The sequence below is a fragment of the Agrobacterium tumefaciens genome (assembly GCA_025559845.1).
Taxonomy (GTDB): Bacteria; Pseudomonadota; Alphaproteobacteria; order Rhizobiales; family Rhizobiaceae; genus Agrobacterium.
In genome coordinates this window covers 166,104-189,319 of record CP048470.1, presented here as the reverse complement: position 1 = coordinate 189,319, position 23,216 = coordinate 166,104, and the positions used below count along the sequence as shown (strand labels likewise).

Sequence of the window (23,216 nt, the reverse complement as noted above, 5' to 3'; positions counted from 1 at the left end):
TGTAGATCGGCACGGTTGATCGCTGGATCAGTCGTTCTCGACCGATGGCCGATCGGGGAGCGAAACTATGTCTTATGCCCTTGGCGCTGGGCCAGTGGTCGCGCGCAAACCGGCGCTCAAGCGTTTTGCCGATTGGGCAGAGCCCTGGCTCTACAGCGCGCCCGTTCTTGTGTTGATCGTTGCCGTCATGCTGGTACCGTTGGTGCTGGGCCTGTCTTATGCCTTCCGGGACGTGCAGCTCCTCAACCCGTTTTCCGGGGGATTTGTCGGGCTCGAACACCTGAAGACGCTCTCCCAGGATGCCGCTTTCTATCGCGCCTTGAAAAACACCCTCTGGTGGACGGGCGCTTCGGTCTTCCTGCAGTTCTTTTTCGGCCTCATCTTGGCATTGCTGCTGGACAAGCCATTTGCGGGCAGGGGAATTGCACAGGCTCTCGTTTTCCTTCCCTGGGCCGTCCCGACATTTCTCGCCGGGCTGAACTGGGCGTGGCTTTTTAACCCCGTTATCGGACCTTTGCCGCACTGGATGGTGTCGCTTGGTCTGCTGTCAGCGCCCAACAATATTCTTGCAGACCCGCAGCTTGCCATGTGGGGCCCGATCATCGCCAATGTCTGGTGGGGCATTCCATTCTTCGCAATCACCCTTCTGGCAGCGCTACAGGCAATCCCGCGCGATCTCTATGAGGCAGCCTCAATCGATGGCGCCAATCCGTTGCAGCGTTTTACCTCGATTACCTTGCCGTTTCTCGCGCCGACGATTGCGATCACCGTCCTGCTTCGAACCGTATGGATTGCCAATTTTGCCGATCTCATCATCGTTATGACAAATGGCGGACCAGCGGACCGGACGCAGATCGTTGCAAGTTACATTTTCACGCAGGCTTTCAAGCGCCTGGACTTCGGTTACGCATCGGCAATCGCGCTCGTTTTGCTGGTGCTCTTGCTGGCATACTCGATGGTGATCGTGATCATGCGTCAGCGCCTGATTGAAAAGGACTAGACGATGGCTAGCAGGATTTTCCTCACACTGGCGCACCGCCTGGCTATTCTTGCCTACATCGTCTTTGCGCTTTTCCCGCTCTTTTGGCTGCTAAAGGTGTCTGTGACGCCAAATGACCTCCTCTACAGCGAAGGAGTAAGACTTTGGCCGTCGCAAGCGACGCTGGACCATTACCGTTTCGTCATAGAAAACAGTGCCTTCCCAACGTTTTTTAAGAACAGTGTCATTGTTGCAGGCTCAACGGCACTTGCCGTTACGTTACTCTCGTCGCTATCGGGCTATGCACTGTCGCGTTTTCACTTCAAGGGAAAGTATTGGATCGTCGCCCTGATGCTGATTACGCAGATGTTCCCGCTGGTCATGCTCGTAGCACCAATCTTCAAAATGCTGTCGCCGCTCGGATTGACCAACAGTCTGACCGGCCTCGTCATCGTTTATACCGCCTTCAACGTGCCGTTCGCCACCTTCCTGATGCAATCGTTCTTCGATGGCATTCCGAAGGATCTGGAAGAGGCGGCCATGATCGACGGTGCAAGCCGCTTCGTGGCGTTTCGGCAAATCATCCTTCCACTCACGCTTCCCGGGATTGCGGCGACGCTTGGTTTTGTCTTTACCGCCGCATGGAGCGAGTTGCTTTTTGCCCTCATGCTGATTTCAGGCAACCAAAGCGCGACGTTCCCGGTCGGACTTTTGACCTTCGTTTCCAAATTCTCCGTCGATTTCGGGCAGATGATGGCTGCGGGCGTGCTGGCACTCATTCCGGCCTGCCTCTTCTTCTTGCTCATTCAACGTTACCTCGTGCAGGGCCTGACGGCCGGCGCGGTGAAAGGATAATTACCCATGGCTTCAATCGAGCTGAAGAAGATCGTCAAAACCTATGGCGACCATCCGGTCCTTCACGGAGTTGACCTCAAGATTGATGACGGCGAGTTCATTGTTCTTGTCGGTCCATCCGGCTGCGGAAAATCAACCTTGCTTCGTATGATCGCCGGCCTTGAGGAAATCTCGTCCGGGGAACTTTCTATCGATGGTCAACGGGTCAACGACCGCAAACCAAAGGACCGGGATATCGCCATGGTATTCCAGTCCTATGCGCTTTATCCGCACATGAGCGTCGCGGACAATATGAGCTACTCGTTGCGGCTGCGACGGAGTCCAAAAGAAAAGATCGCCGCTGCCGTCTCCGGCGCTTCTGCAAAGCTTGGGCTTGATCCTTACCTCGCACGGCGTCCAAAGGCACTTTCGGGAGGCCAGCGGCAGCGCGTCGCGATGGGCCGGGCCATTGTGCGCCAACCGAAGGCATTTCTCTTCGACGAGCCGCTGTCAAACCTCGACGCCCGCCTTCGCGAACAGATGCGCGCTGAAATCAAGCGCATGCATGCCGACCTCGGTGCAACATCCGTTTATGTGACACACGACCAGATCGAGGCAATGACGCTCGCATCGCGTATCGTTGCCATGAACGCAGGTTACGTCCAGCAAATCGGCGCGCCGCTCGATCTTTATGATCGTCCCGCCAATCTCTTCGTTGCGGGTTTTATCGGATCGCCCGGGATGAATTTCCTTGAAGGCCGCTGCATTCAGGAAGCAGGCACAAGTTTCGTCGTTCTACCGAATGGCACGCGTCTGGCGCTTGGACGCGTTGTGCCGGTCGGCAACGAGGAGCAGGTTACGCTCGGCATCAGGCCTGAGCATGTTTCAGTCACGTCCTCTGATGACGGCGTCGAGGCGGCCGTCGATCTCGTCGAGCCGACAGGCCTGGGCGTCATCCTGCACCTGACAGTGCACGGCCTGCCCTTTAAGCTCTTCTCTTCTGATCGTGCACTTCTTCAGCCAGGAAAGTCTTTGCGGGTGGGCTTCCCGCAGGAACGTCTCCATGTCTTTGACAGGAACGGAGATCGGGTAGGAGACACTTGATCTCCTACCCGCGTTTTTTAGCGGTGGCTCGGCAACTTCGGCAGGAGCACCGTCAGCAAGCCAAGCAGAGGCATGTATGAGCTGATGCGATAGACGAATTCGATGCCTTCGCGATCCGCGAAGATACCGAGTACGGCTGCGCCAATACCGCCGAAGCCAAAGGCGAAGCCGAAGAACATGCCGGCAATCAGACCGACGCGGCCTGGAACCAGTTCCTGGGCAAAAACAACGATTGCGGAGAACGCCGAAGAAAATACGAAACCGATCACAACGACGAGAACCGCGGTCCAGAACAGATTTGCGTAGGGCAGAAGCAGCGCAAAGGGAATGACACCGAGGATCGAGAACCAGATGACTACGCGCGATCCAAACCGATCACCGATGGGACCACCGAAGAATACACCCGCTGCAGAGGCTCCAAGGAACAGGAACAGAAGCAATTGTGCGTCCTGCACGCCGATACCGAACTTCTCGATCGTGTAGAAGGTGAAGTAGCTGGAAAGACTTGCAAGATAGGCATTCTTCGTCGCAGTGAGGACCACGAGAACGCCGAGTGTCATCATCACGGTTCCGCGCGACAATGGCAATGCGCGGCTGATCGTTGCCTTGCCGGCTGTGGTCCGGCGATGACGGCTGTACCAGACGCCCACCCAAGAAAGTACGGCAAAACCAGCCAGCGCAATCAACGAAAACCAGCTCAGGCTCTGCTGGCCGAGCGGAATGACGATAAAGGCTGCAAGCAGCGGGCCAATTGCCGTGCCGGTGTTCCCACCGACCTGGAAAAACGACTGAGCCAATCCGTGTCTGCCGCCTGAAGCAACGCGGGCAACACGGGAGGCTTCAGGGTGGAAGATTGCCGAACCGATGCCAATCAGGCAGGCGCCTGCGACCAGAACAGCAAAGCTATGCGCGAAGGCCAGTGTGATCAGACCGGCGCAGGTGGAAAGCATTGCCACCGGCAGGGAGAATGGCATGGGGTACTTGTCGGTGACGAGACCGACAGCTGGCTGGAGAAGTGACGCGGTAACCTGGAAGGCGAAGGTTAGAAGGCCAATTTGAACGAAATCCAGCGCATAGTTCTGTTTCAATAGCGGATAAAGCGACGTCAGCAGCGATTGCATGATGTCGTTGAGCATGTGGCAGAAGCTCGCCGCTGCTATGATGGAAAACGTCGTGCGTTGGGGGCTGAACCCAGTGCCGGTCACGGTAGCCATGGTATTTCCTCTTTCGGCTCCCAGCCTGGTTGGCGGGAATACATCTTTATTTCGATCTGCTTTTATCGCTATTGTTTCTGGCCTGCCTTTGTGTTTTGGACTGTTATCTTCGAGAGTGGGCCAAATGACGAAAATCAAGCCGCGCGATATGATAGACCTGACCCTTGTTGACCACGAAACCAGCCTGCGATTGATCGAGGGCACGAATGAACCTGTGCTGGCGTTGCACCGGATCTACCCGAGCGGTCACCATACGCCGCTGCATCATCACGCGCGGGCGCAGATTTGGTGTGCGCGCAAGGGTGTCGTGTTGGTTAGTACTGCCGGCGGGCGCTGGATGATACCACCAGATCATGGACTGATCATTCCCGCAGGCATGAAACATGAGGCGGATGCAATAAGCACTGTGGAGATGTATTCAATCTACGTGCATCCGGACCTTTTCTTTCCGGAAACGCCCAAGGTCGTGGAAATTACCGGATTGGCTTCCAGCCTGATCCTCGAATTGCTGAGCGAAGAACAAAAACCGTCAGCGTTCCACCGGCAAGGTCTTGTCAGGGCGTTACTGCTGGATGAAATCAATGGTTTGCCGGAGCGTCCGCTCGGCTTGCCTTTCCCGCGAAATGCACGTTTGGCGGCGCTCTGCCGGGATTTCCTGAAAAGACCCGTCGTGAAGATCGAGATTGACGACTGGGCGGCAGCAATGGGGATCAGTCGCCGGTCGTTTACACGGCTTTTCCGTAGCGAGTTGGGCGTAAGTTTCGTGACCTGGCGCCAGCAGGCGTGCATTTTCGCATCGCTTCCGCGGCTCGCAGAAGGGGAATCAGTGACAACTGTGGCGCTTGACGCCGGTTACGAAAACATCTCCGCCTTCACCACGATGTTCAGGCGCATGCTGGGTAGCTCGCCGCGCGCCTATGGCAAGCGCACCACCCTGGAAGAAGTGTCACTGACGGGAGGATGAGCCGACTGAGATCCGCTTCGCATTTTTCGCCAAACTTGGCTGGAACGTTCTAACAGCGGAAATGTTTGAAAACTGGCGGGGTTTCAGGGCATGCTTGCATATAGCCGCCATGTGCCAGGAAAGACAAAAGCAGAGGTTTGTCATGACTGCAGTAATCGGGTTCCTCAATACGTTCTTCTGGGGATATGTGCTTATCTACGGATTACTAGCCGTAGGAGTTTTTTTCACCGTCCGCCTCGGCTTTATCCAACTGCGCTATTTTCCCGAATTCATCCGCGTTGTCACTCGCGCCCCTGAAAACGACATCTCTGGAATTACGCCGTTTCAAGCCCTTTGCACCAGCCTTGCCTCGCGTGTGGGAACCGGCAATCTGGCAGGTGTGGCTGTGGCCATGACCTTGGGTGGTCCTGGCGCATTGTTCTGGATGTGGGTCGTAGCGGCGCTCGGCATGGCGACTGCCTACGCGGAAAGCGCGCTTGCACAGCTTTTCAAGGTACGCGATCATAACGGCGAGTTTCGTGGAGGTCCGGCCTTTTACATTGCCAAAGGTCTGAACGCACCTTGGGCGGCTGTGGTCTTTGCAGTCTGCCTACTGGTGGTGTTTGGTTTTGTCTTCAACGCTGTTCAGGCAAATTCGATCGCCGAAGCAATGAATGGTGCTTTCGGGGTCCCCAAGATCGGGGTCGGGGTTGTCGTTGCACTTATCTCGGCGGTCGTGATTTTCGGAGGCATCAAGTCCATTGCCAAATGTGCTGAATATGTCGTGCCGTTCATGGCGGTCGCCTACCTTGCGGTCGCACTTTACGTGCTCATCGTCAATATTTCCGAGGTACCTGCGGCTCTAGCGCTTATCGTCAAAAGCGCATTTGGGCTCGAGCAGGCCGTGGGCGGTATCGCAGGCGCCATGCTGAACGGCGTAAAGCGTGGTCTGTTTTCAAATGAGGCAGGCATGGGGTCTGCCCCGAACATCGCGGCCGCAGCCACGCCCAACCCGCATCATCCATCGTCGCAGGGCATGGTCCAGGCGCTCGGCGTATTCATCGATACATTGCTGATTTGCACAGCAACCGGCGTCATGATCCTACTCTCCGGTGCCCTCGTTCCCGGTGGTGAGCTTACAGGGACGCCGCTGACCCAGGCCGCACTTGCGGCACATATTGGTGGCGCAGGTCACTATTTCATCGCAATCGCCATTTTCTTCTTTGCCTGGACGTCGGTGATTGGCAATTACTCCTATGCCGAAAATGCGCTGGTCTATCTCGGGCTGGATAACAAGATCGGCCTCCTGGTCGCGCGGTTGGGATTGGTTGGCATGGTCCTGTGGGGCTCCTACGAGAGTGCGACGACCGTTTTCGATGCCGCAGACGCCTCCATGGGGCTGATGGCGACAATTAATCTCGTTGCGATCTGCATACTTTCGCCGCTGGTGGTGAAGATGACGCGCGATTACTTCGAACAGCGAAAAACATCGACCCCGGTATTTAATCCCGCTGATTATCCTGAACTCGCCGGCAAGATTGATGCTGAGATCTGGCATCTGCGATCCCCGGCTGAGGAAGCACGTGCTCGCCAGTCGCCCGCATCAGCCTGAAGTTTCGCTTTATATCCGCCGGTGCCGCCGGCGGATATCCAGGGTTGAATTGAACATCAGGCGGCCGTCGCACGCATGTCCTTACGAAAGTCGGACGGTGACATGCCAGCAATCTGGCGGAAGGCCTTGTTAAAGGCGCTGACAGAACCGAAACCGCTTTCCATGGCGATCTGCAGGATATTGTCAGAGCCATTCATCAACATTGCCTGTGCACGCGAGAGCCTGAGCAGGGTCAGGTATTTGATCAGTGTCATGCCCGTCGATTTGCGAAAGAGGTTCATCGCGTATTTCGGATGCAGTGATGCTGCGCGCGCGATATCTCCTGCATCGATATCGTCGAGAAAATTTGCCGCGATATAGTCGCACATGCGCACAACACCGGCAGACGGTGCCATGCCTTCATCGTCTTTTGCGCGCTTTCCGTCCGCCGCTGATGAGACAATGGAGTAGGGCTCCAGGAACATGCGCTCTACCCGTAACCGCAGTTCTTCGACCGCATGCTGCGCCTTGGCCGGATCGCCAGACGTTGCGTAACGGAACCATCGGGGAAAATTCTCCCGGTCTGCTCCGTCGGTCGCTGACGTAACCATCGTCGCACCTCCCATCAACATGCCAGATACGACAGCCGGCAACCGCATTCGAAAGAAGTGTACGAGCGGCAGGTGCGCGCCGGCATAAAGCGAATCGTCCGATGAGTCGTCCATCTGATGTGGCTGCCCGCCCCAGAAAAGACAGATCTCGCCCGCGTTCAGTTTCAGATCGTGGTCACCGATGCGGTAATGGACCGATCCTTCCATCACGTAATTCACCTCAACCTGTGCATGCCAGTGGGGTCTCAGCATGATCGGCGGGTGATTGTGGAAGAACTGCAGGGTTGTCGGCATGCCTTCGATGCTGCTCGCGCCAGGTTGATAAACGGCTCTTTCGGCAATCTTACTTTCCGCCAAATCGATGTTCCCTTTTTACGAGACAGATTTCCTGCCGTCGCTAATCTGCCCACGTTCGCTAAAGAACGGCAATTGAAAAAGGGAGGTTTTCAATGTGCTCTAAATTTCTTGGCGCGTCGACAGCTCTAATGCTGCTGGCCGCACCGGCATTTGCGCAATCGACCACTGTTACGATCTGGAGCTGGAACGTCGCCGCGTCTGCGTTGAAGTCCACCGTCGAAGGGTTCAATAAGCAAAACCCTGACATTAATATCGTTGTTGAAGATCTTGGAAACAATCAGGTTTTCGATAAAACGCTTGCAGCGTGTGCGGCTGGCGGCGATGGCCTGCCCGATATCGTGACGGTTGAGAATTTTGAGGCCGAACTCTTCTGGAGCCGCTTTCCGGATTGTTTCACCGATGTAACGGCACTCGGATACACGCCTGAGAAACAAGCCCTTTTCCCGGATTTTAAGCGAACGGAACTTGAGGTCGACGGTGTGGCCTATGCGGTTCCGTGGGATTCTGGCCCGGTCGCTGTTTTTTATCGTCGCGATTTCTATGAGAAGGCGGGCGTTGATCCTGCCACCATCAAGACATGGGACGATTTCATCGCGGCTGGAAAGAAGGTCATGTCTGCCAATCCTGGTACGGTCATGGCACAGGCGGATTTCAATGGCGACAGCGAATGGTTTCGCATGATCGCCAACGAGCAGGGTTGCGGTTACTTTTCGACTGACGGACAAAACATCACCATCAACCAGCCTGCCTGCGTGGCGACGCTGGAAAAAGTGAAGGAGATGAAAGACGCCGGGATTATCACGGCGGCAATCTGGGACGAAAAAATCCAGGCAAACACTGCCGGCAAGGCAGCAAGCCAGATGTACGGTGCATGGTATGAGGGCACGGTGCGTTCCGGCTCGCCCGATCTCTCCGGAAAATGGGGCACCTATCTCATGCCCAGCCTGACGGCCGATGGTCCGCATGCGGCCAATCTCGGTGGCTCTTCACTCGCCATCAGTTCCGTGTCTGAAAACAAGGAAGCAGCCTGGAAGTTCGTGGACTACGCACTTACCACGAACGAAGGCCAGGTGACGATGCTGAAGTCGTTCGGTCTTGTACCATCGCTCCTCTCGGCCATTGATGATCCGTTCGTCAAACAGGCGCAGCCCTATTGGGGCGGCCAGGCTGTCTGGACCGATATCCTCGCGACCTTGCCGAAAATTGTCCCAAGCCGAGGCACGGCATTCCAGTCTGACGCCGACGCAATCTACAAGGCCACGCAGACGAAGTACTTCGCTGGTGGTTATCCCGATGCAAAGACTGCACTCGACGATGCCGCCAAGCAGATAGAAACGGCAACAGGCCTCCCGCAGACGCAATGACATTGGACGGCGCCTGCTCCCATGCGGGCAGGCGCCACGTTCGAAGTCATTCATCCGGCCCAATCTACTGAACCGGCAACGGGAGGTCGTCATGCCGTCAAGGAACAGGATCGCTTACGCGTTCCTTGCGCCCTATCTTCTGATCTTCGCAACTTTCTGGCTCTGGCCGATCATCAGTTCGTTTTTGCTGTCGTTTCAGAACACGCGCATAAACCCATGGCGGTTCGCGCCCTCGCTCAACTGGGGGAGGCTCGTTGCCGATCCGGCCTTTTACAACGCCCTCTACAACACACTGATCATACTCGTCATTCAGGTGCCTGTGATGATCGCGCTGGCTACGGTCATGGCGGTGCTTCTGAATTCGCCACTCCTGAAAGTGCGTCCGCTCTATCGCTTCGCGTTCTTTGCACCTGTCGTCGTCGGTGAGGTTGCCTACGCTGCGGTGTTCCGACTGATGTTCAGCGCCGATTTTGGCATCGTCAACAAGCTGATCACCTCCGTTGGCCTGTCACCCATCTCCTGGTTCGACAATGCCAACGCTGCCATGGCACTCGTTATTATTGCCGTTACGTGGCGCTGGGCAGGTTATAACGCCATAATCATTCTGGCTGGGCTCCAATCCATCCCGGGCGACGTCTACGAGGCAGCCACACTCGACAAGGTCAGCAAGAGACAGCAGTTCTTTCACATTACGCTGCCACTCCTGAAGCCGATCATCCTGTTCTGCGCGGTTCTTTCCGTCATCGGCACAATGCAGCTCTTTGCCGAACCATTCCTGATCACCAATCGTGGCGGACCAGGCGGCGGTACCGAAACGCTGGGGCTCTTCCTCTACCGACAGGGCTTTACCTCTTTGAATTTCGGCTACGCGTCTGCAATCGCCTACACAATGGCAGCGCTCGCCATCGCCATTTCGCTTCTCAACCTATGGATCGGGAGGGAGCCGAAATGAGATCGAAGTCGAAATCCCTGTTCTGGCAGAAACTCAGTCTGCATGCGGTTCTGACGCCTCTTGCGATTATCTGGCTGTTTCCGCTCTGGATGATGTTCGTGTTTTCAACGATGCCGGACTACGGCATTTTCAGCCCCGATATCGTGCTGGTGCCCTCCACGAACTTCCTCGAGAATTTCAGAAACCTTCAGGCAGATACGAATTTTCTGAGGGCCATGTTCATCTCGATCACCGTCGCGGTGATCTATACGATCCTTTCAGTTTTCCTGACATCAATGGCGGGCTGGGCGCTGGCGCGCTACCGCTTTGCAGGCAAGACGGTTGTCGTCGCAATTATTCTCGGGACAATTACACTGCCCTTCGCCGTTGTCGTCATCCCGCAGTTCATTATGGTGGCGCGCGAGTTCAAGCTCGCCAACACATGGGTGGCATTGATCGTACCGCCTCTGTTCAACTCGCTTGGCGTGCTCTTCATGCGCCAATCCTTCTCCATGATGCCGACTGAGCTTTTCGATGCGGCGCGTGTCGAAGGCGTAAAAGAATGGCAGATATTCCTGCGCGTTGCGCTGCCACTCGCACGGCCCACCATGGCTGCCTTATCGATCATTCTCTTCCTGGCGTCATGGAACAACTACCTCTGGCCGCTCCTCATCAATTCCCGCCCAGGAATGATGACCGCACCCGTGGCTCTTGGCACCCTCATCGGGCTCACCAAGGTTTCATGGGGCGGCATCATGGCGGGGGCTGTCCTGCTCACCGCGCCCATCCTCGTGGTGTTCGTCTTTCTGCAACGTCATTTCATCGCCGGCATCTCCGCCGGTGCGGTCAAGTAAGAAGGAGGCCGCATGGCGGAACTTTCGCTCAAAAAGGTCATCAAACGCTACGGTGCGCTTGAGGTCATTCATGGTGCCGATCTGGAAATCGCGGATGGTGAATTTGTGGTTTTTGTCGGCCCGTCCGGCTGTGGGAAGTCGACGCTGCTGCGCATGATTGCCGGTTTGGAGGATATCTCGGACGGCGATATCAGCATCGCTGGACGGACCGTCAACGATGCTGATCCGGCTGATCGCGGCATTGCCATGGTGTTTCAGTCCTACGCGCTTTATCCGCACATGACTGTCAGGGAAAACCTCTCTTTCGGCCTCAGGATGAACGGCAACCCGAAAGCCGATACCGAAAAGCGTGTCGCACGCGCCGCCGAGATCTTGCAAATCAACGAGTTGATGGAACGCCGGCCCAAACAGCTTTCCGGCGGTCAGCGGCAACGTGTGGCGATTGGCAGAGCGATCGTCCGCGAGCCGCAGGTCTTTCTCTTTGATGAACCGTTATCAAACCTCGATGCAGAACTGCGCGTCCAGATGCGCGTGGAAATTTCGCGCCTGCACAAGCAACTCGGCACGACGATGATCTATGTCACTCACGATCAGACGGAAGCCATGACACTGGCCGACAAGATCGTCGTGTTGCGATCCGGAAATATCGAGCAGGTGGGTGCTCCACTCGATCTTTACGATGATCCCACCAACCGGTTTGTCGCAGGTTTTGTCGGTTCGCCAAAGATGAACTTCCTCGATGCGACAGTCATTGCCAGCGGCATGAATGATGCGACCGTCGCGTTGACGAGCGACCCCACTGTGCGGCTTTCGCTTGCTGTTGAAAGCCCAATCCCCGAGGGGACAAAGGTTGCATTGGGAATTAGGCCCGAACATTTCACCGAGGCCGGTTCTGGCGATGCCGACCTCCAGCTTCATGTCGATGTGGCCGAGCATCTCGGCAATACCAGCTATGTCTATGCCGGTACGGCAGGCGGTGAGCCACTCATCGTTGAACGGCCTGAATCGCGCGACGTTGGCAAGCGCGATCAACTGACCGTGGGCCTGATGGCTCGCAAAACATTTCTTTTCGACAGCCATGGCGCGCGTTTGCGCTGATCTTCCCCAAGAACCATCCAGGAACATACGAGGTTTTTCATGACGACCGACCAACCGATCCGCTGGGGCATTATTGGTCCAGGTACCATCGCGCGGACTTTTGCAGACGGTATATCGCACTCCACTACCGGTAAGCTTGAGGCTATAGCGACACGCAACCCCGATAAGCCGGGGCTCGCAGAGGCTTTCGCCGGTGCCCGCATCATCAAGGGCTATGAGGCTCTGCTCGTCGATCCGCTGATCGACGCCGTTTATATCGCCACGCCCCATACGGGCCACGCTGAGTGGGCAATCAAGGCAATCAGGGCGGGCAAACATGTCCTCGTCGAAAAGCCGATCGCGCTTTCCGCCTATGATGCGGACGCGATTTTCTACGAGGCGAAAAAGGCCGGCGTCTTTGCCGGTGAAGCCTATATGTACCGCCTGCATCCACAGACCGCCAAATTGGTCGAGTTGATCAGGAAGCGTGCTGTCGGCGACATCCGCATCATCCGGTCGAGCTTCGGCTTCAACATGGGCACCTTCCGGCCTGACCACAGGCTTTTTGCCAACGAGATGGCCGGAGGAGGTATTCTGGATGTCGGTGGCTACCCCGTGTCGATGGCAAGACTTGTGGCTGGAGCTGCCGATGGAAAAGCTTTCGCAGAACCGGATAAAGTTTCTGGCGTGGCTTATCTCGGCCAATCCGGCGTTGATGAATGGGCCTCGGCGGTTTTGAAATTTCCAAATGGAATTGTCGCGGAAGTCTCATGCTCGATCATGGCTTCACAGGATAACGTCCTCCGGATCATCGGGTCTGAGGGGCGCATCGAGGTCAAGGATTTCTGGTTTGCCTCGGGTCACAAGGGGGGCGTTGGTCGGATCGAGATCATCAAGGGCACGGAGACGGAAACGATAGAGGTACCGGAGGATCGTTGGCTTTACTCATTTGAGGTCGATGCTGCAGGCAAGGCGATCCGTGAGGGCCGGCAGGAGTTTGAAGCCCCCGGCATGACGTGGGCGGACACCCTCGGCAATCTCAGGGTCATGGATCAGTGGCGTGCAGCTGTTGGACTTGAGTACGGCGTCGAGAAGGCATCCGTGAGGACCACCAATATCGCCGGAGGCAAGGTCGAAGCAGGCAACGCCGTGCCGAAGCGCCAGATCCCGGGGATTTCGAAACCGGCTTCCGTCGTCGCGCTCGGGTTTGAATTTTTCCCGAATTTTGCATCCGCTTCGCTGACACTCGATGCCTTTTACGAGGCAGGCGGCAATCTTTTCGATACCGCCTACGTCTACGGTGGTGGCAAGACCGAGGCGATCTTTGGCGATTGGCATACGAGCCGGAACGTGCCGCGCGAGGAGATTGTCCTGATCGGCAAAGGCGCCCATTCGCCGCTTTGCTATCCTGATATGATCTCCAAGCAGCTTGATCAGTCACTGGAAAGGTTGAAGACGGATTACGTCGATGTCTATTTCATGCATCGCGATAATCTTGAGGTGCCGGTTGGTGAATTCGTCGATGCGATGGACGCCGAGGTAAGGCGTGGACGCATTCGCGGCATCTTCGGTGGCTCGAACTGGACTCGGGAGCGGATGGACGAAGCGGCTGCCTATGCCCAGAAGAATGGCAAGCAGCAGCCGGCCGCACTTTCCAACAACTTTTCGCTTGCCGAGATGCTGGACCCGATCTGGGCCGGATGTGTCGCCGCATCCAACGACGACTGGAAAACGTGGCTGAACGCCCGCAACGTTCCCAATTTTGCATGGTCCAGCCAAGGACGCGGTTTCTTTACGGATCGGGCCGGTCGAGACAAGCGGGACGACGAGGAAATCGTCCGTGTCTGGTATTCGGATCGCAATTTCGAGCGTCGTGACAGGGCAATCGAGCTTGGGCAAGAACTTGGTCGCCTGCCGATCCACATTGCCTTGGCTTATGTGATCGCTCAGCCGTTCCCGGTTATCCCGCTGATTGGCCCACGCACTATTGCCGAGCTGGAGGATAGCCTTTCCGCACTCGACATCAGCCTAACCGAAGATCAGCTCAAACGCTTGGCGGCCTAAAACAATAGGCGGGAGAGCGATCTCCCGCCTTTTTAATATTTCTGATGGCTGCTAAAGCGAAAGCCGGATGAACTCTGCTCGCGCTGCGAGTAGAACAGGCTTGCGGAGGCTTCATGAGCGATATCAACAGGGACCGTGCCGAAACCTTGATGCGCGAAGCCGGGCTTGATGCGCTGGTGCTCTTCCAGCCAGAGGCTTTCCGTTATGCAATCGGTGCCCAGGCTGGTGTCGCAACCATGTGGGGCAGGGCAGGCTCAGCCATTGCAATCGTTCCTTCCGATGCGACGGCCCCTCTTGCAGCCATTGTCAGCGACCATGCTGCTCCATCAGTCCGAAAGGTTGCGCCAAACGTCGACATTCGCAGCCATCGCATCTGGATTGATATCGTCGACCTCTCCGGTGTTGAAACGTTGGCGCAGATCGATGACGCTTACCGGCGGTCCCACATTGGTGGCTTTCGGCCTGAGACGTTCGACCGTTCGGCTTGTTTTACGCTGTTACTCGAGGTGCTCAACGAGCGTGGTCTTGCAAAGGGGCGTATCGGGGCTGATCTCGAATTCATGCCAGCGGCTGATTTCGATGCGCTGAGACGTGCTCTCCCCGATGTGATCTGGGTCGATGGATCAGAAACACTGCGCCGTTTGCGTGTCATAAAATCGTCGGTGGAGATAGAACGTCTGCGCCGCGCGGCGCGTGCGGCAGAAGCGGGTCTTGTCAGCATGGCTGAGGAAGTCAGCCCAGGTGTGGCGCTCTCCAGCCTTTCAGCCGCGTGGAAATCCGGCGCGCAAGCCTATGCCAGCAAGAACGGGTTTTCGCTGAGTGGCCATTGGGATTATATTTCGGTTGGTCCTGCCTTGTCGGACATGAAGGCAGTTGTCACGCCGGGTGCGCTGATCAAGGCGGATGTCGGAACGCTGGTCGACGGATATTCGTCGGATGGCGCGAGAACCTTCTCCTTCGGTCCGGTCAGCTCTCTTGCCGCGGATGTCTTCGCAGCACTGGAAGATGCATTCGCAAACGGCGTTGATGCGCTCCGCCCAGGCAACAGCTTTGGCGCCGTCCATGCCACAATGCTGGCGGCCATGCGGAACCATGGGTTTGGTGAGTATTTCCGGGGACATTTCGGCCATTCGGTCGGCGGCGGCGTTGGTATCGAGGAGTGGCCGTTTTTCTCGAGCGACAATGCCGAGATCATCGAACCCGGCATGGTCGTTGCTGTTGAAGCGCCTTTTTACGGCGAAGGGCTGGGTGCCCTGATGATTGAGGATCAATTCCTCATAACGGCCACCGGGGCCGAATGCATGACGAGCCTGCCACGTAGCCTGAGAGATCTTTCTCTGCGCTGAGGCTAAGTTTCGATGACGTCTTACAGGAAGTCATCCCGACGCGGGGTGAAGCAGTCAATCAGTTCGCCCTGTTCCAGGCAGACGCAACCATGCTCGACATTGCCAGGGATAACCAGGCTATCACCCTGCTTCAGCTCGTAGGCTTCGCCGTTGCGGAAAAACCGGAAGCGACCGCTGGCAACATAGGTGGACTGAACATGGGGATGGCTGTGCAACTTGCCTTCGGCGTCCTTGTCAAATCGGAACGAAACGACCATCAATTCGGCGGCTTCCGAGAGTACGGTTCGCTGGACACCCTGATCCGGGGAAACCGTCGGGAAGGCGGGACGCTGCATATTCATTCTCCTCTATAGAAATGCTGATCAAATTGAGCGCGGTGTTCGCAGCATGGCGCGATACCGCATCTGGCTGTTTTTCAGATGAAGGCGCATTGCTGCGCGGGCCGCCTCCTCATCGCCATCCTGAATGGCGATGAGGATAGCTTCATGTTCGCCAACGAGGCGTTCGAGGTCTTCAGGTGACAGCACCTTTTCTGCGCCGTCTTTGGAGACGGCGCGGCGCGGAATTAGTGTCGCTCCAAGGACTTCGAGGAACTCGCTGAAGCGGGGGTTATTGGCTGCATTCGCGATGGCAAGATGAAAGGCAAAGTCTGCCTCTGCTGTCGGTGACCCTTTTGCGGCGCTGCTGCGAAAGGCGTCAAAAGCCTCGATGATTTTCTCTTCCTGCGCGGGAGAACGGCGAACTGCGGCAAGACCTGCTGCATCACCTTCCACGGCTGTCCGCAGTTCCAGCATTTCAATCAATGATGAGACACGAGCGAGGTCCACATTGTCGAACGGGCGGCGTTCGGCAGCTGGCGGCTCCAGGACAAAAACTCCGGCACCCTGACGGGGCTCAACAAGACCATCAGACCGCAAGGCGGCGATGGCTTCACGGACGACGGTCCGGCTGACGCCAAACTCCTGCGTTAATTGTGCCTCGGACGGCAGACGGTCACCGGTTTTGTAACGGCCTTTGACAATCTGGCTGCGCAGTTCGTCCGACACCTTCACCACAAGGGTCCTGCCTTGCGGTGCTACTGGTTCGGATACGATCGCTTTTGTCATGGTCAGGGCCGTTTCATGGAGGAACAGGGTTCGTTGAAGCCTTCGGATACGCCAATCGCGCCACGACGCGCAATCTTCAGTCGCTGCAAATTTTACTGAAGTCTTCGTTCCGATGCCGCAGACACGTGTGGTTCATGGTTTCAATTCTCGGTAAAAATCGGATTGTCGATAAATACGCCGCCCTGAAACCGTGCCACAGCGTCCGTTGCAGCCGGTCTTGGCACAGTTGCATCGATGTGCTGTCTAAAGCTTTCCGCATTGTCTTTCGGTTTCCATCCGAGATAACCGATATGCGAATTGTCCCACCAGCTGGCGTCATTGGCGGATGCGCCCCAGATGACAGGGCAGCCGAGAATGGGTGCGCGATACACGGCTTCGATCAGCGACGTAAAATCATCGTGTGAAAACCAGCTCGATAACATCCGGTGATTTGCGGGTTCGGGTGTGCATGAACCGATCCGCACCAGTGCGGTCTCCTGGCCGAATTTTTCGAAGTACATGCGTGCCAGCGCCTCGCCGAAGCATTTGGAAACACCATAGAGCCCGTCAGGGCGAAACGGAACGTCGTGTGTCAGTCGCTCGGTCTGCGCGTAGTAGCCAATCGTATGATTGGAACTTGCAAACACGATACGGGGCTGTCCGTGCGCCCGTGCGGCTTCATAAAGATTGTAAAGGCCGATGATGTTGCCCTGAAGGATCTGCTCGAAGGGGCGCTCCACCGAAACGCCGCCGAAATGGATGATGCCGTCGCAACCAGCCACCATGTCCTTGACTGCGGCCGCATCGGAAAGGTCACATTGAACACATTCCTCATTCAGGCCCGGCTTTCCCAGAGGTGCAATGTCGGCAACCCGGATGACGTCGGCAAGATGTGCGAGGCGCTGTCGCATAACCTGGCCAAGCTGACCTGCCGCTCCGGTAACAAGAAGCCGTTTCATTGCAAATTTCCTCCAGCAAACAGGATGCGGTCATTCGGTCCCGTGGGCCTATTGACCTTGTCATACATATCGTACAATAAGTGGATAACATATATTATGTGTTTCTTGCAACAACCCCAAGGAGGAGTTTCATGCTAACCGTCGAAACGCGGCAGGCCGTCAATCCAGAGTTTGCCAAAACGCTCGATACGGAGGGGCTTCGCAAGCATTTCCTCGCAAATGACATGTTCCGCTCGGGCGAAATCCGGCTTATTTATACCCATTACGACCGCTTCGTTATGGGTGGCGCGGTGCCAGATGGTGCGTCGCTGACATTGGATAAGGTCGAAGAAACGAAGACTCCGTCATTCCTGGATCGGCGCGAAATGGGTATCGTCAACGTTGGCGAGACCGGAACCGTGAGTGCTGGCGGTGAAACCTATACCTTGAACCGCGGTGATGTCCTTTATCTTGGTGCAGGCTCCGGTGCCGTAACATTTGCTGGCCAAGGTCGCTTCTACATCACGTCATGCCCGGCCCACCGCAGTCTTCCGGCCAAGCTCGTCACCATTGCTGACAGCAAGGAAGTCAAACTGGGTGCGGTCGAAACATCGAACAAGCGTACAATCAACCAGTTCATCCACCCGCTTGTCATGGAAAGCTGCCAGCTCGTGCTGGGATACACGATGCTGGAAGAGGGCTCGGTCTGGAATACGATCCCTTCGCACGTGCATGATCGCCGCATGGAGGCTTACCTCTATTTCGGAATGGATGAGAAGTCTCGCGTGCTGCATCTGATGGGCGAGCCGCAGGAGACGAGGCACCTCTTCATCTCCAACGAAGAAGGTGCGATTTCTCCGCCCTGGTCCATTCATTCCGGCGCGGGCATCGGCTCCTACACGTTCATCTGGGCCATGGCCGGCGATAACGTCGACTATACCGACATGGACTTCATTCAGCCGGGGGACCTGAAATGACAAATCCCTTTTCGCTTCAAGGGCGTAAGGCGCTTGTAACAGGTGCAAACACCGGTCTTGGGCAAGCGATAGCAATCGGATTGGCGGCTGCCGGTGCGGAGGTGGTCTGCGCTGCGCGCCGTGCGCCCGACGAGACGCTCGAGATCGTCGCCAAAGAGGGCGGTAAGGCGAGCGCGCTCCTCATCGACTTCGCTGACCCGCTTGCGGCCAAGGACGTCTTTGAAGGCGCTGGTTTCGATATCCTGATCAACAATGCTGGCATCATCCGGCGTGCCGATTCGGTCGAATATTCGGAGGCGGATTGGGACGACGTGATGGACGTCAATCTCAAGGCGTTGTTCTTCACGACCCAGGCCTTCGCAAAGGAACTTCTGGCATCGGAGAAAACCGGCAAGGTGGTCAATATTGCCTCGCTCCTGTCGTTCCAGGGTGGCATCCGTGTTCCAGCCTATACGGCTGCCAAACATGGTGTCGCCGGTTTGACCAAGCTCCTTGCAAACGAATGGGCGGGCAAGGGCATCAATGTCAATGCCATAGCGCCCGGTTACATCGAAACGAACAATACCGAAGCCCTGCGTGCCGATGCTGCGCGTAGCAAGGCGATTCTCGAGCGTATCCCTGCCAACCGGTGGGGGCGTTCCGAAGATATCGCTGGTGCGGCTGTGTTCCTGTCGTCGCCGGCTGCGAACTACATTCACGGCGCAATTCTCAATGTCGACGGAGGCTGGTTGGCGCGCTGATGCGCCAACCAAAAAAATTCATCATACAAGTTGTATGATGAGTTGTTGACAAAGGTAGGGTAGGCTGCTTAATTGCGGCGAGTGGATTTACAAAGGACTTCTGAAATGACCCCTGAACAGATCAAGGCCGCGCTGGGCTCCGGCCTCCTCTCTTTCCCTGTAACGCACTTCGATGCTGAAGGCCGTTTTGCCGGGGATAGCTACAGGGCGCATGTCGAATGGCTTGCGGGCTACAAGGCACCGGTGCTTTTTGCTGCCGGCGGCACGGGCGAATTCTTCTCGCTGAAGCCCAGCGAAATTCCTGGCATTGTTTCGGCTGCAAAAGAAGTGTCAGGCGAAACTGCGATCGTTTCGGGTTGCGGCTACGGCACGGACATTGCAATTGATATTGCTCAATCGGTCCAGAAGGTCGGTGCAGATGGCATCCTGCTTCTGCCGCACTACCTCATCGACGCGCCGCAGGAAGGCCTCTACGCCCACATCAAGAAGATCTGCCAGTCGATCGATATCGGCGTCATGGTTTATAACCGCGACAACTCGGTGCTGCAGGCAGATACACTTGCCCGCCTTTGCGATGAATGCCCGAACCTGATCGGTTTCAAGGACGGTACCGGCGATATCGGCCTGGTGCGCCAGATCACCGCAAAAATGGGTGATCGTCTGATGTATCTCGGCGGCATGCCAACGGCTGAACTGTTTGCCGAAGCCTACCTTGGTGCTGGTTTCACCACCTATTCTTCGGCTGTCTTCAACTTCGTTCCGGGTCTTGCCAACGAGTTCTACGCGGCCCTTCGCGCCGGCGACCGTGCGACGTGCGAGCGTATCCTCGTTGACTTCTTCTATCCTTTCATGGCGATCCGCAATCGCGCCAAGGGTTATGCCGTTTCCGCCATCAAGGCAGGTGTACGCCTGCAAGGCTTCAATGCCGGTCCAGTGCGCTCGCCGCTCAAGGATCTGACGGAAGAAGAAGTCGGCATGCTCGACAAGCTGATCGGCGCGCAAAAGCGCAAGGCCTGATAGGGGTGAAAGGGGAGGAGAGCCCATGAAGATCACCGCTGTCCGTACGCATTTGCTCGAACACCGCCTGGATACGCCTTTCGAGAGCGCATCCATGCGGTTCGATCGGCGGGCCCATGTCCTGGTGGAAATCGAATGCGATGACGGAACCGTCGGCTGGGGCGAATGCCTCGGTCCGGCGCGTCCGAATGCGGCCACCGTCGCAGCCTATTCCGGCTGGCTGATCGGCAAGGATCCGCGTGAGACAGAAAAGATCTGGGCAATCCTCTACAATGCCCTACGTGATCAGGGGCAGCGCGGTCTGACTTTGACTGCGCTGTCCGGTATCGACATCGCGCTTTGGGATATCAAAGGCAAACATTACGGTGCATCCGTTTCGATGCTGCTTGGCGGTCGCTGGCGTGAAAGTGTCAAGGCCTACGCGACCGGAAGCTTCAAGCGCGATGGTGTCGACCGCGTTTCTGACAACGCGGCCGAAATGTCCGAACGCCGCAAACAGGGGTTTCATGCCTGCAAGATCAAGATCGGTTTCGGTCTTGAAGAAGATCTGGCGGTGATCAAGGCTGTGCGCGAAGCAATCGGGCCTGATATGCGTCTGATGATCGACGGCAATCACGGTTATACGGTTCAGGAAGCCATCACGGTTGGCAACCGGGCAGCGGAATATGGCATTGACTGGTTTGAAGAGCCGGTCGTTCCCGAGCAGCTCGATGCCTATGCTCGCGTTCGCGCCGGACAGCCAATTCCGGTTGCAGGCGGCGAGACGTGGCATTCCCGCTACGGCATGTGGCAGGCCCTTTCGAGCGGGGCCGTCGATATTCTGCAGCCTGATCTCTGCGGATGTGGCGGTTTTTCCGAGACGCAGAAAATTGCGACACTTGCGACACTGCACGGCGTTCGTATCGTGCCGCACGTCTGGGGGACGGGCGTGCAGATTGCCGCCGCATTGCAATTCATGGCAGCCATGACGCCGGACCCGGTTCGCGTTAACCCGATCGAACCAATCATGGAATTTGACCGCACCCATAATCCTTTCCGGCAGGCGATCCTGAAGACCCCGATTGAGGCGGTGGACGGTGTTGTCGCCATCCCGAATGCGCCTGGCCTCGGCATTGAGATCAATCGTGAGGCACTTCAACAGTTCAGGATGCCTGACGCATGAGCGCGCTCGAACGCAAACTCTCAGGTGTTGCACCGTCCCCTGCCTTTCCAAGGGGGGCGGTCGACGCACAGATGCATATGTATCTTCCCGGATATCCGGCGCTTGCCGGTGGTCCAGGCCTCCCGCCGGGCGCGTTACCGCAGCCGGACGATTATCGCAAGCTGATGACATGGCTCGGTGTTGACCGGGTGATTATCACGCAGGGCAACGCGCATCAGCGCAACAACGACAACACTCTGGCTTGCGTTGCGGCTATGGGCGATGTTGCGCGCGGCGTGGTGATCATCGATGACACGACGACGGATACCGATATCGAGCGTCTTTCGGCTGCCGGCGCAGTTGGTGCCCGGATCATGGATCTGCCGGGAGGAGCGGTAGATCTTTCCTATCTGGAATCCGTCGATGCACGGGCGGTTTCTGCAGACTGGATGATTGCGATCCAGTTCGACGGCAACAATCTTCTCGAACATCTGCCGCGGCTGGAGAAAGTGCGTGCACGTTGGGTGTTCGATCACCATGGCAAGTTCTTCAAGGGGATCGACCCGGAAGGCCCGGAGGTTGCAGCACTTTTGAAGCTGATCGACCGCGGAAATGTCTGGTTCAAGTTCGCCGGCGTTTACGAGAGCGCACGCCAGGCCTGGCCTTATGACGATGTCGGGGCGTTTTCGCGCCGGCTCGCCCGCCACGCACCAGAGCGGATCGTCTGGGGGACCAACTGGCCACATAATTCGATCAGGGAGACGGCGCTCTATCCTGATGACGCGCGTTTGGCAGACCTCGTCCTCGGATGGCTGCCGGATGAAAAGGCGCGCCATCTGGCACTGGTGGAGAACCCAGAAGCGTTGTTCAAGTTGCCGCCGTTTTCGGCTGTTTAATGAATTTTGATACCGGTGGAAGGGGAATGGCTTCTACGGGCGAATTTCTATGAAAGGTCTTGCATACCGGCCCGGACGGGCGGGAAAATTCGGTCAATGATCCTGGGGAGGGTCTGGCCGTACAACGGAGGAGGAAGACAATGAAAAAGATAGCAGGCATGCTTTGTGTCGCCATGGGTATGGCGCTTTCCGGCATTTCGGCACAGGCGCAGGAAATTACCTTGCGCTCTGCCGACATTCACCCTGACGGTTATCCGACCGTCGAAGCGGTGAAATACATGGGTGAGCTCCTCGCAGAGCGATCCAAGGGACGCATCAAGGTTCAAGTTATGAACAACGCCGTCCTTGGTGGTGAAAAGGACACGATCGAACAGACCCGTTTCGGCGTCATCGATATGAACCGCGTCAACGCAGCGCCCTTCAACAACCTGGTCAAGGAAACAACCGTTCTTGGTCTGCCGTTTTTGTTCCGCTCGACCGAGCACATGCACAACACCGTAGATGGCCCGATCGGTGACGAGGTGCTTGCAGCGTTCGAACCGCATGGCCTTGTCGGTCTTGCGTTTTATGATTCCGGCGCGCGCTCGTTCTACACCACGAAAAAGCCTATCGAGAAACTGGCAGACCTCAAGGGCCTGAAAATCCGGGTTCAGCAGTCAGACCTCTGGATTTCGATGATGCAGGCTTTTGGTGCCAACCCGACGCCGATGCCGATGGGTGAGGTTTATTCTTCACTTGAGACAGGTGTTGTCGACGGTGCTGAAAACAACTGGCCGTCCTACGAGTCCGCACGTCACTACGAAGTCGCCAAGAATTACACTCTGACGGAACATTCGCTTAATCCGGAAATTCTCGTAATCTCCAAGGTCACCTGGGACAAGCTGACGCCGGAAGACCAGGCGCTTGTTCGTCAGGCTGCCAAGGATTCTGTCGGCAAAATGCGCGAATTGTGGAGCGCCCGCGAGAAGGCGTCCGAGGAGAAGGTTCGTGCCGGTGGCGCCAATGTCATCAAGGTGAACAAGGAGGAATTCGCCGCCGCGATGGCGCCGGTCTACGACAAGTTCGTCACCGATCCGAAGATGAAAGATCTTCTGGAACGCGTCAAAGCGGTCAAGTGATCACAGGAAAGCCGGCTCTGGGGACAGGGCCGGTT

22 protein-coding genes are annotated in these 23,216 nt (G+C 56.7%); 17 read left to right on the top strand and 5 right to left on the bottom strand.

The window, feature by feature from the left end; genetic code table 11:
• Positions 1–67: 67 nt before the first annotated feature.
• Genes FY156_17430 through ugpC (FY156_17420) form a run of 3 tightly spaced genes read left to right on the top strand, consistent with a single transcriptional unit; the run spans position 68 to position 2,917 of the window.
• Positions 68–1,000 (top strand): sugar ABC transporter permease, encoded by a 933-nt coding sequence (locus FY156_17430; GenBank protein ID UXS03347.1) that lies wholly within the window; start codon positions 68–70, stop codon positions 998–1,000.
• A gap of 3 nt (positions 1,001–1,003) precedes the next feature.
• Entirely contained in the window at positions 1,004–1,834 is an 831-nt protein-coding gene (locus tag FY156_17425) for a carbohydrate ABC transporter permease (GenBank protein ID UXS03346.1), read from the top strand.
• A gap of 6 nt (positions 1,835–1,840) precedes the next feature.
• Positions 1,841–2,917 carry a sn-glycerol-3-phosphate ABC transporter ATP-binding protein UgpC gene (gene ugpC, locus FY156_17420; GenBank protein ID UXS03345.1) on the top strand — a complete coding sequence of 359 codons (1,077 nt, stop codon included), beginning with the start codon at positions 1,841–1,843 and terminating at the stop codon, positions 2,915–2,917.
• Positions 2,918–2,934: 17 nt separating this feature from the next.
• Here ugpC (FY156_17420) and FY156_17415 read toward each other — a convergent pair whose 3' ends face one another.
• On the bottom strand, positions 2,935–4,131 hold the full coding sequence (locus FY156_17415) for an MFS transporter (protein UXS03344.1): 1,197 nt from the start codon (positions 4,129–4,131) through the stop codon (positions 2,935–2,937).
• A 124-nt stretch (positions 4,132–4,255) separates the two neighbouring features.
• Between FY156_17415 and FY156_17410 the strand changes: the two genes are divergently transcribed.
• Complete coding sequence (locus tag FY156_17410) at positions 4,256–5,095, top strand: AraC family transcriptional regulator (protein ID UXS03343.1); 840 nt, start codon at positions 4,256–4,258, stop codon at positions 5,093–5,095.
• Positions 5,096–5,237: 142 nt separating this feature from the next.
• The gene (locus FY156_17405) at positions 5,238–6,686 is read left to right on the top strand and encodes an alanine:cation symporter family protein (protein ID UXS03342.1); all 1,449 of its coding nucleotides are present in this window, start codon (positions 5,238–5,240) and stop codon (positions 6,684–6,686) included.
• A gap of 56 nt (positions 6,687–6,742) precedes the next feature.
• Here the strand turns inward: FY156_17405 and FY156_17400 are convergent, their stop codons facing one another.
• The gene (locus FY156_17400; GenBank protein ID UXS03341.1) at positions 6,743–7,633 is read right to left on the bottom strand and encodes a helix-turn-helix domain-containing protein; all 891 of its coding nucleotides are present in this window, start codon (positions 7,631–7,633) and stop codon (positions 6,743–6,745) included.
• A gap of 92 nt (positions 7,634–7,725) precedes the next feature.
• Between FY156_17400 and FY156_17395 the strand changes: the two genes are divergently transcribed.
• The 6 genes from FY156_17395 (at position 7,726) to FY156_17370 (ending at position 15,269) form a co-directional block, all read left to right on the top strand.
• Positions 7,726–8,997 (top strand): carbohydrate ABC transporter substrate-binding protein, encoded by a 1,272-nt coding sequence (locus FY156_17395; protein UXS03340.1) that lies wholly within the window; start codon positions 7,726–7,728, stop codon positions 8,995–8,997.
• A gap of 91 nt (positions 8,998–9,088) precedes the next feature.
• Positions 9,089–9,949, top strand: coding sequence for a sugar ABC transporter permease (locus tag FY156_17390; protein UXS03339.1), 861 nt, complete (start codon positions 9,089–9,091; stop codon positions 9,947–9,949).
• Positions 9,946–10,782, top strand: a complete 837-nt coding sequence (locus FY156_17385) for a carbohydrate ABC transporter permease (GenBank protein ID UXS03338.1) — start codon at positions 9,946–9,948, stop codon at positions 10,780–10,782. The genes FY156_17390 and FY156_17385 overlap by 4 nt, the downstream gene beginning before the upstream one ends.
• 12 nt (positions 10,783–10,794) lie before the next feature.
• Positions 10,795–11,880: a sn-glycerol-3-phosphate ABC transporter ATP-binding protein UgpC gene (gene ugpC / locus FY156_17380; GenBank protein ID UXS03337.1), complete on the top strand. Its 1,086-nt coding sequence runs from the start codon at positions 10,795–10,797 to the stop codon at positions 11,878–11,880.
• Positions 11,881–11,919: 39 nt separating this feature from the next.
• Complete coding sequence (locus FY156_17375; protein ID UXS03336.1) at positions 11,920–13,923, top strand: Gfo/Idh/MocA family oxidoreductase; 2,004 nt, start codon at positions 11,920–11,922, stop codon at positions 13,921–13,923.
• 113 nt (positions 13,924–14,036) lie between these two features.
• Positions 14,037–15,269, top strand: a complete 1,233-nt coding sequence (locus tag FY156_17370; GenBank protein UXS03335.1) for an aminopeptidase P family protein — start codon at positions 14,037–14,039, stop codon at positions 15,267–15,269.
• 20 nt (positions 15,270–15,289) lie between these two features.
• On the opposite strand, the gene FY156_17365 is transcribed toward FY156_17370, so the two are convergent.
• The 3 genes from FY156_17365 to FY156_17355 form a co-directional block, all read right to left on the bottom strand.
• Positions 15,290–15,604 carry a cupin domain-containing protein gene (locus FY156_17365; GenBank protein UXS03334.1) on the bottom strand — a complete coding sequence of 105 codons (315 nt, stop codon included), beginning with the start codon at positions 15,602–15,604 and terminating at the stop codon, positions 15,290–15,292.
• 27 nt (positions 15,605–15,631) lie between these two features.
• A complete protein-coding gene (locus FY156_17360; GenBank protein UXS03333.1) occupies positions 15,632–16,375 on the bottom strand; it encodes a FadR family transcriptional regulator in 744 nt (247 codons plus the stop codon).
• 140 nt (positions 16,376–16,515) lie between these two features.
• Positions 16,516–17,313 (bottom strand): NAD(P)-dependent oxidoreductase, encoded by a 798-nt coding sequence (locus tag FY156_17355; protein UXS03332.1) that lies wholly within the window; start codon positions 17,311–17,313, stop codon positions 16,516–16,518.
• Between the two features lie 131 nt (positions 17,314–17,444).
• Here FY156_17355 and kduI point away from each other — a divergent pair, with 131 nt between their 5' ends.
• The 6 genes from kduI to FY156_17325 all read left to right on the top strand — a co-directional run bounded on the left by kduI (position 17,445) and on the right by FY156_17325 (position 23,181).
• Entirely contained in the window at positions 17,445–18,269 is an 825-nt protein-coding gene (gene kduI / locus FY156_17350; GenBank protein ID UXS03331.1) for a 5-dehydro-4-deoxy-D-glucuronate isomerase, read from the top strand.
• Positions 18,266–19,009 carry a 2-dehydro-3-deoxy-D-gluconate 5-dehydrogenase KduD gene (gene kduD, locus FY156_17345; protein UXS03330.1) on the top strand — a complete coding sequence of 248 codons (744 nt, stop codon included), beginning with the start codon at positions 18,266–18,268 and terminating at the stop codon, positions 19,007–19,009. Before kduI ends, kduD begins: the two co-directional genes overlap by 4 nt.
• A 105-nt stretch (positions 19,010–19,114) precedes the next feature.
• Entirely contained in the window at positions 19,115–20,026 is a 912-nt protein-coding gene (gene kdgD, locus FY156_17340) for a 5-dehydro-4-deoxyglucarate dehydratase (GenBank protein ID UXS03329.1), read from the top strand.
• A gap of 25 nt (positions 20,027–20,051) precedes the next feature.
• Positions 20,052–21,188, top strand: a complete 1,137-nt coding sequence (locus FY156_17335) for a mandelate racemase/muconate lactonizing enzyme family protein (protein ID UXS03328.1) — start codon at positions 20,052–20,054, stop codon at positions 21,186–21,188.
• A complete protein-coding gene (locus tag FY156_17330) occupies positions 21,185–22,063 on the top strand; it encodes an amidohydrolase family protein (protein ID UXS03327.1) in 879 nt (292 codons plus the stop codon). The genes FY156_17335 and FY156_17330 overlap by 4 nt, the downstream gene beginning before the upstream one ends.
• Before the next feature lie 140 nt (positions 22,064–22,203).
• Positions 22,204–23,181, top strand: a complete 978-nt coding sequence (locus tag FY156_17325) for a TRAP transporter substrate-binding protein (GenBank protein UXS03326.1) — start codon at positions 22,204–22,206, stop codon at positions 23,179–23,181.
• The last annotated feature ends 35 nt before the right edge of the window (positions 23,182–23,216 follow it).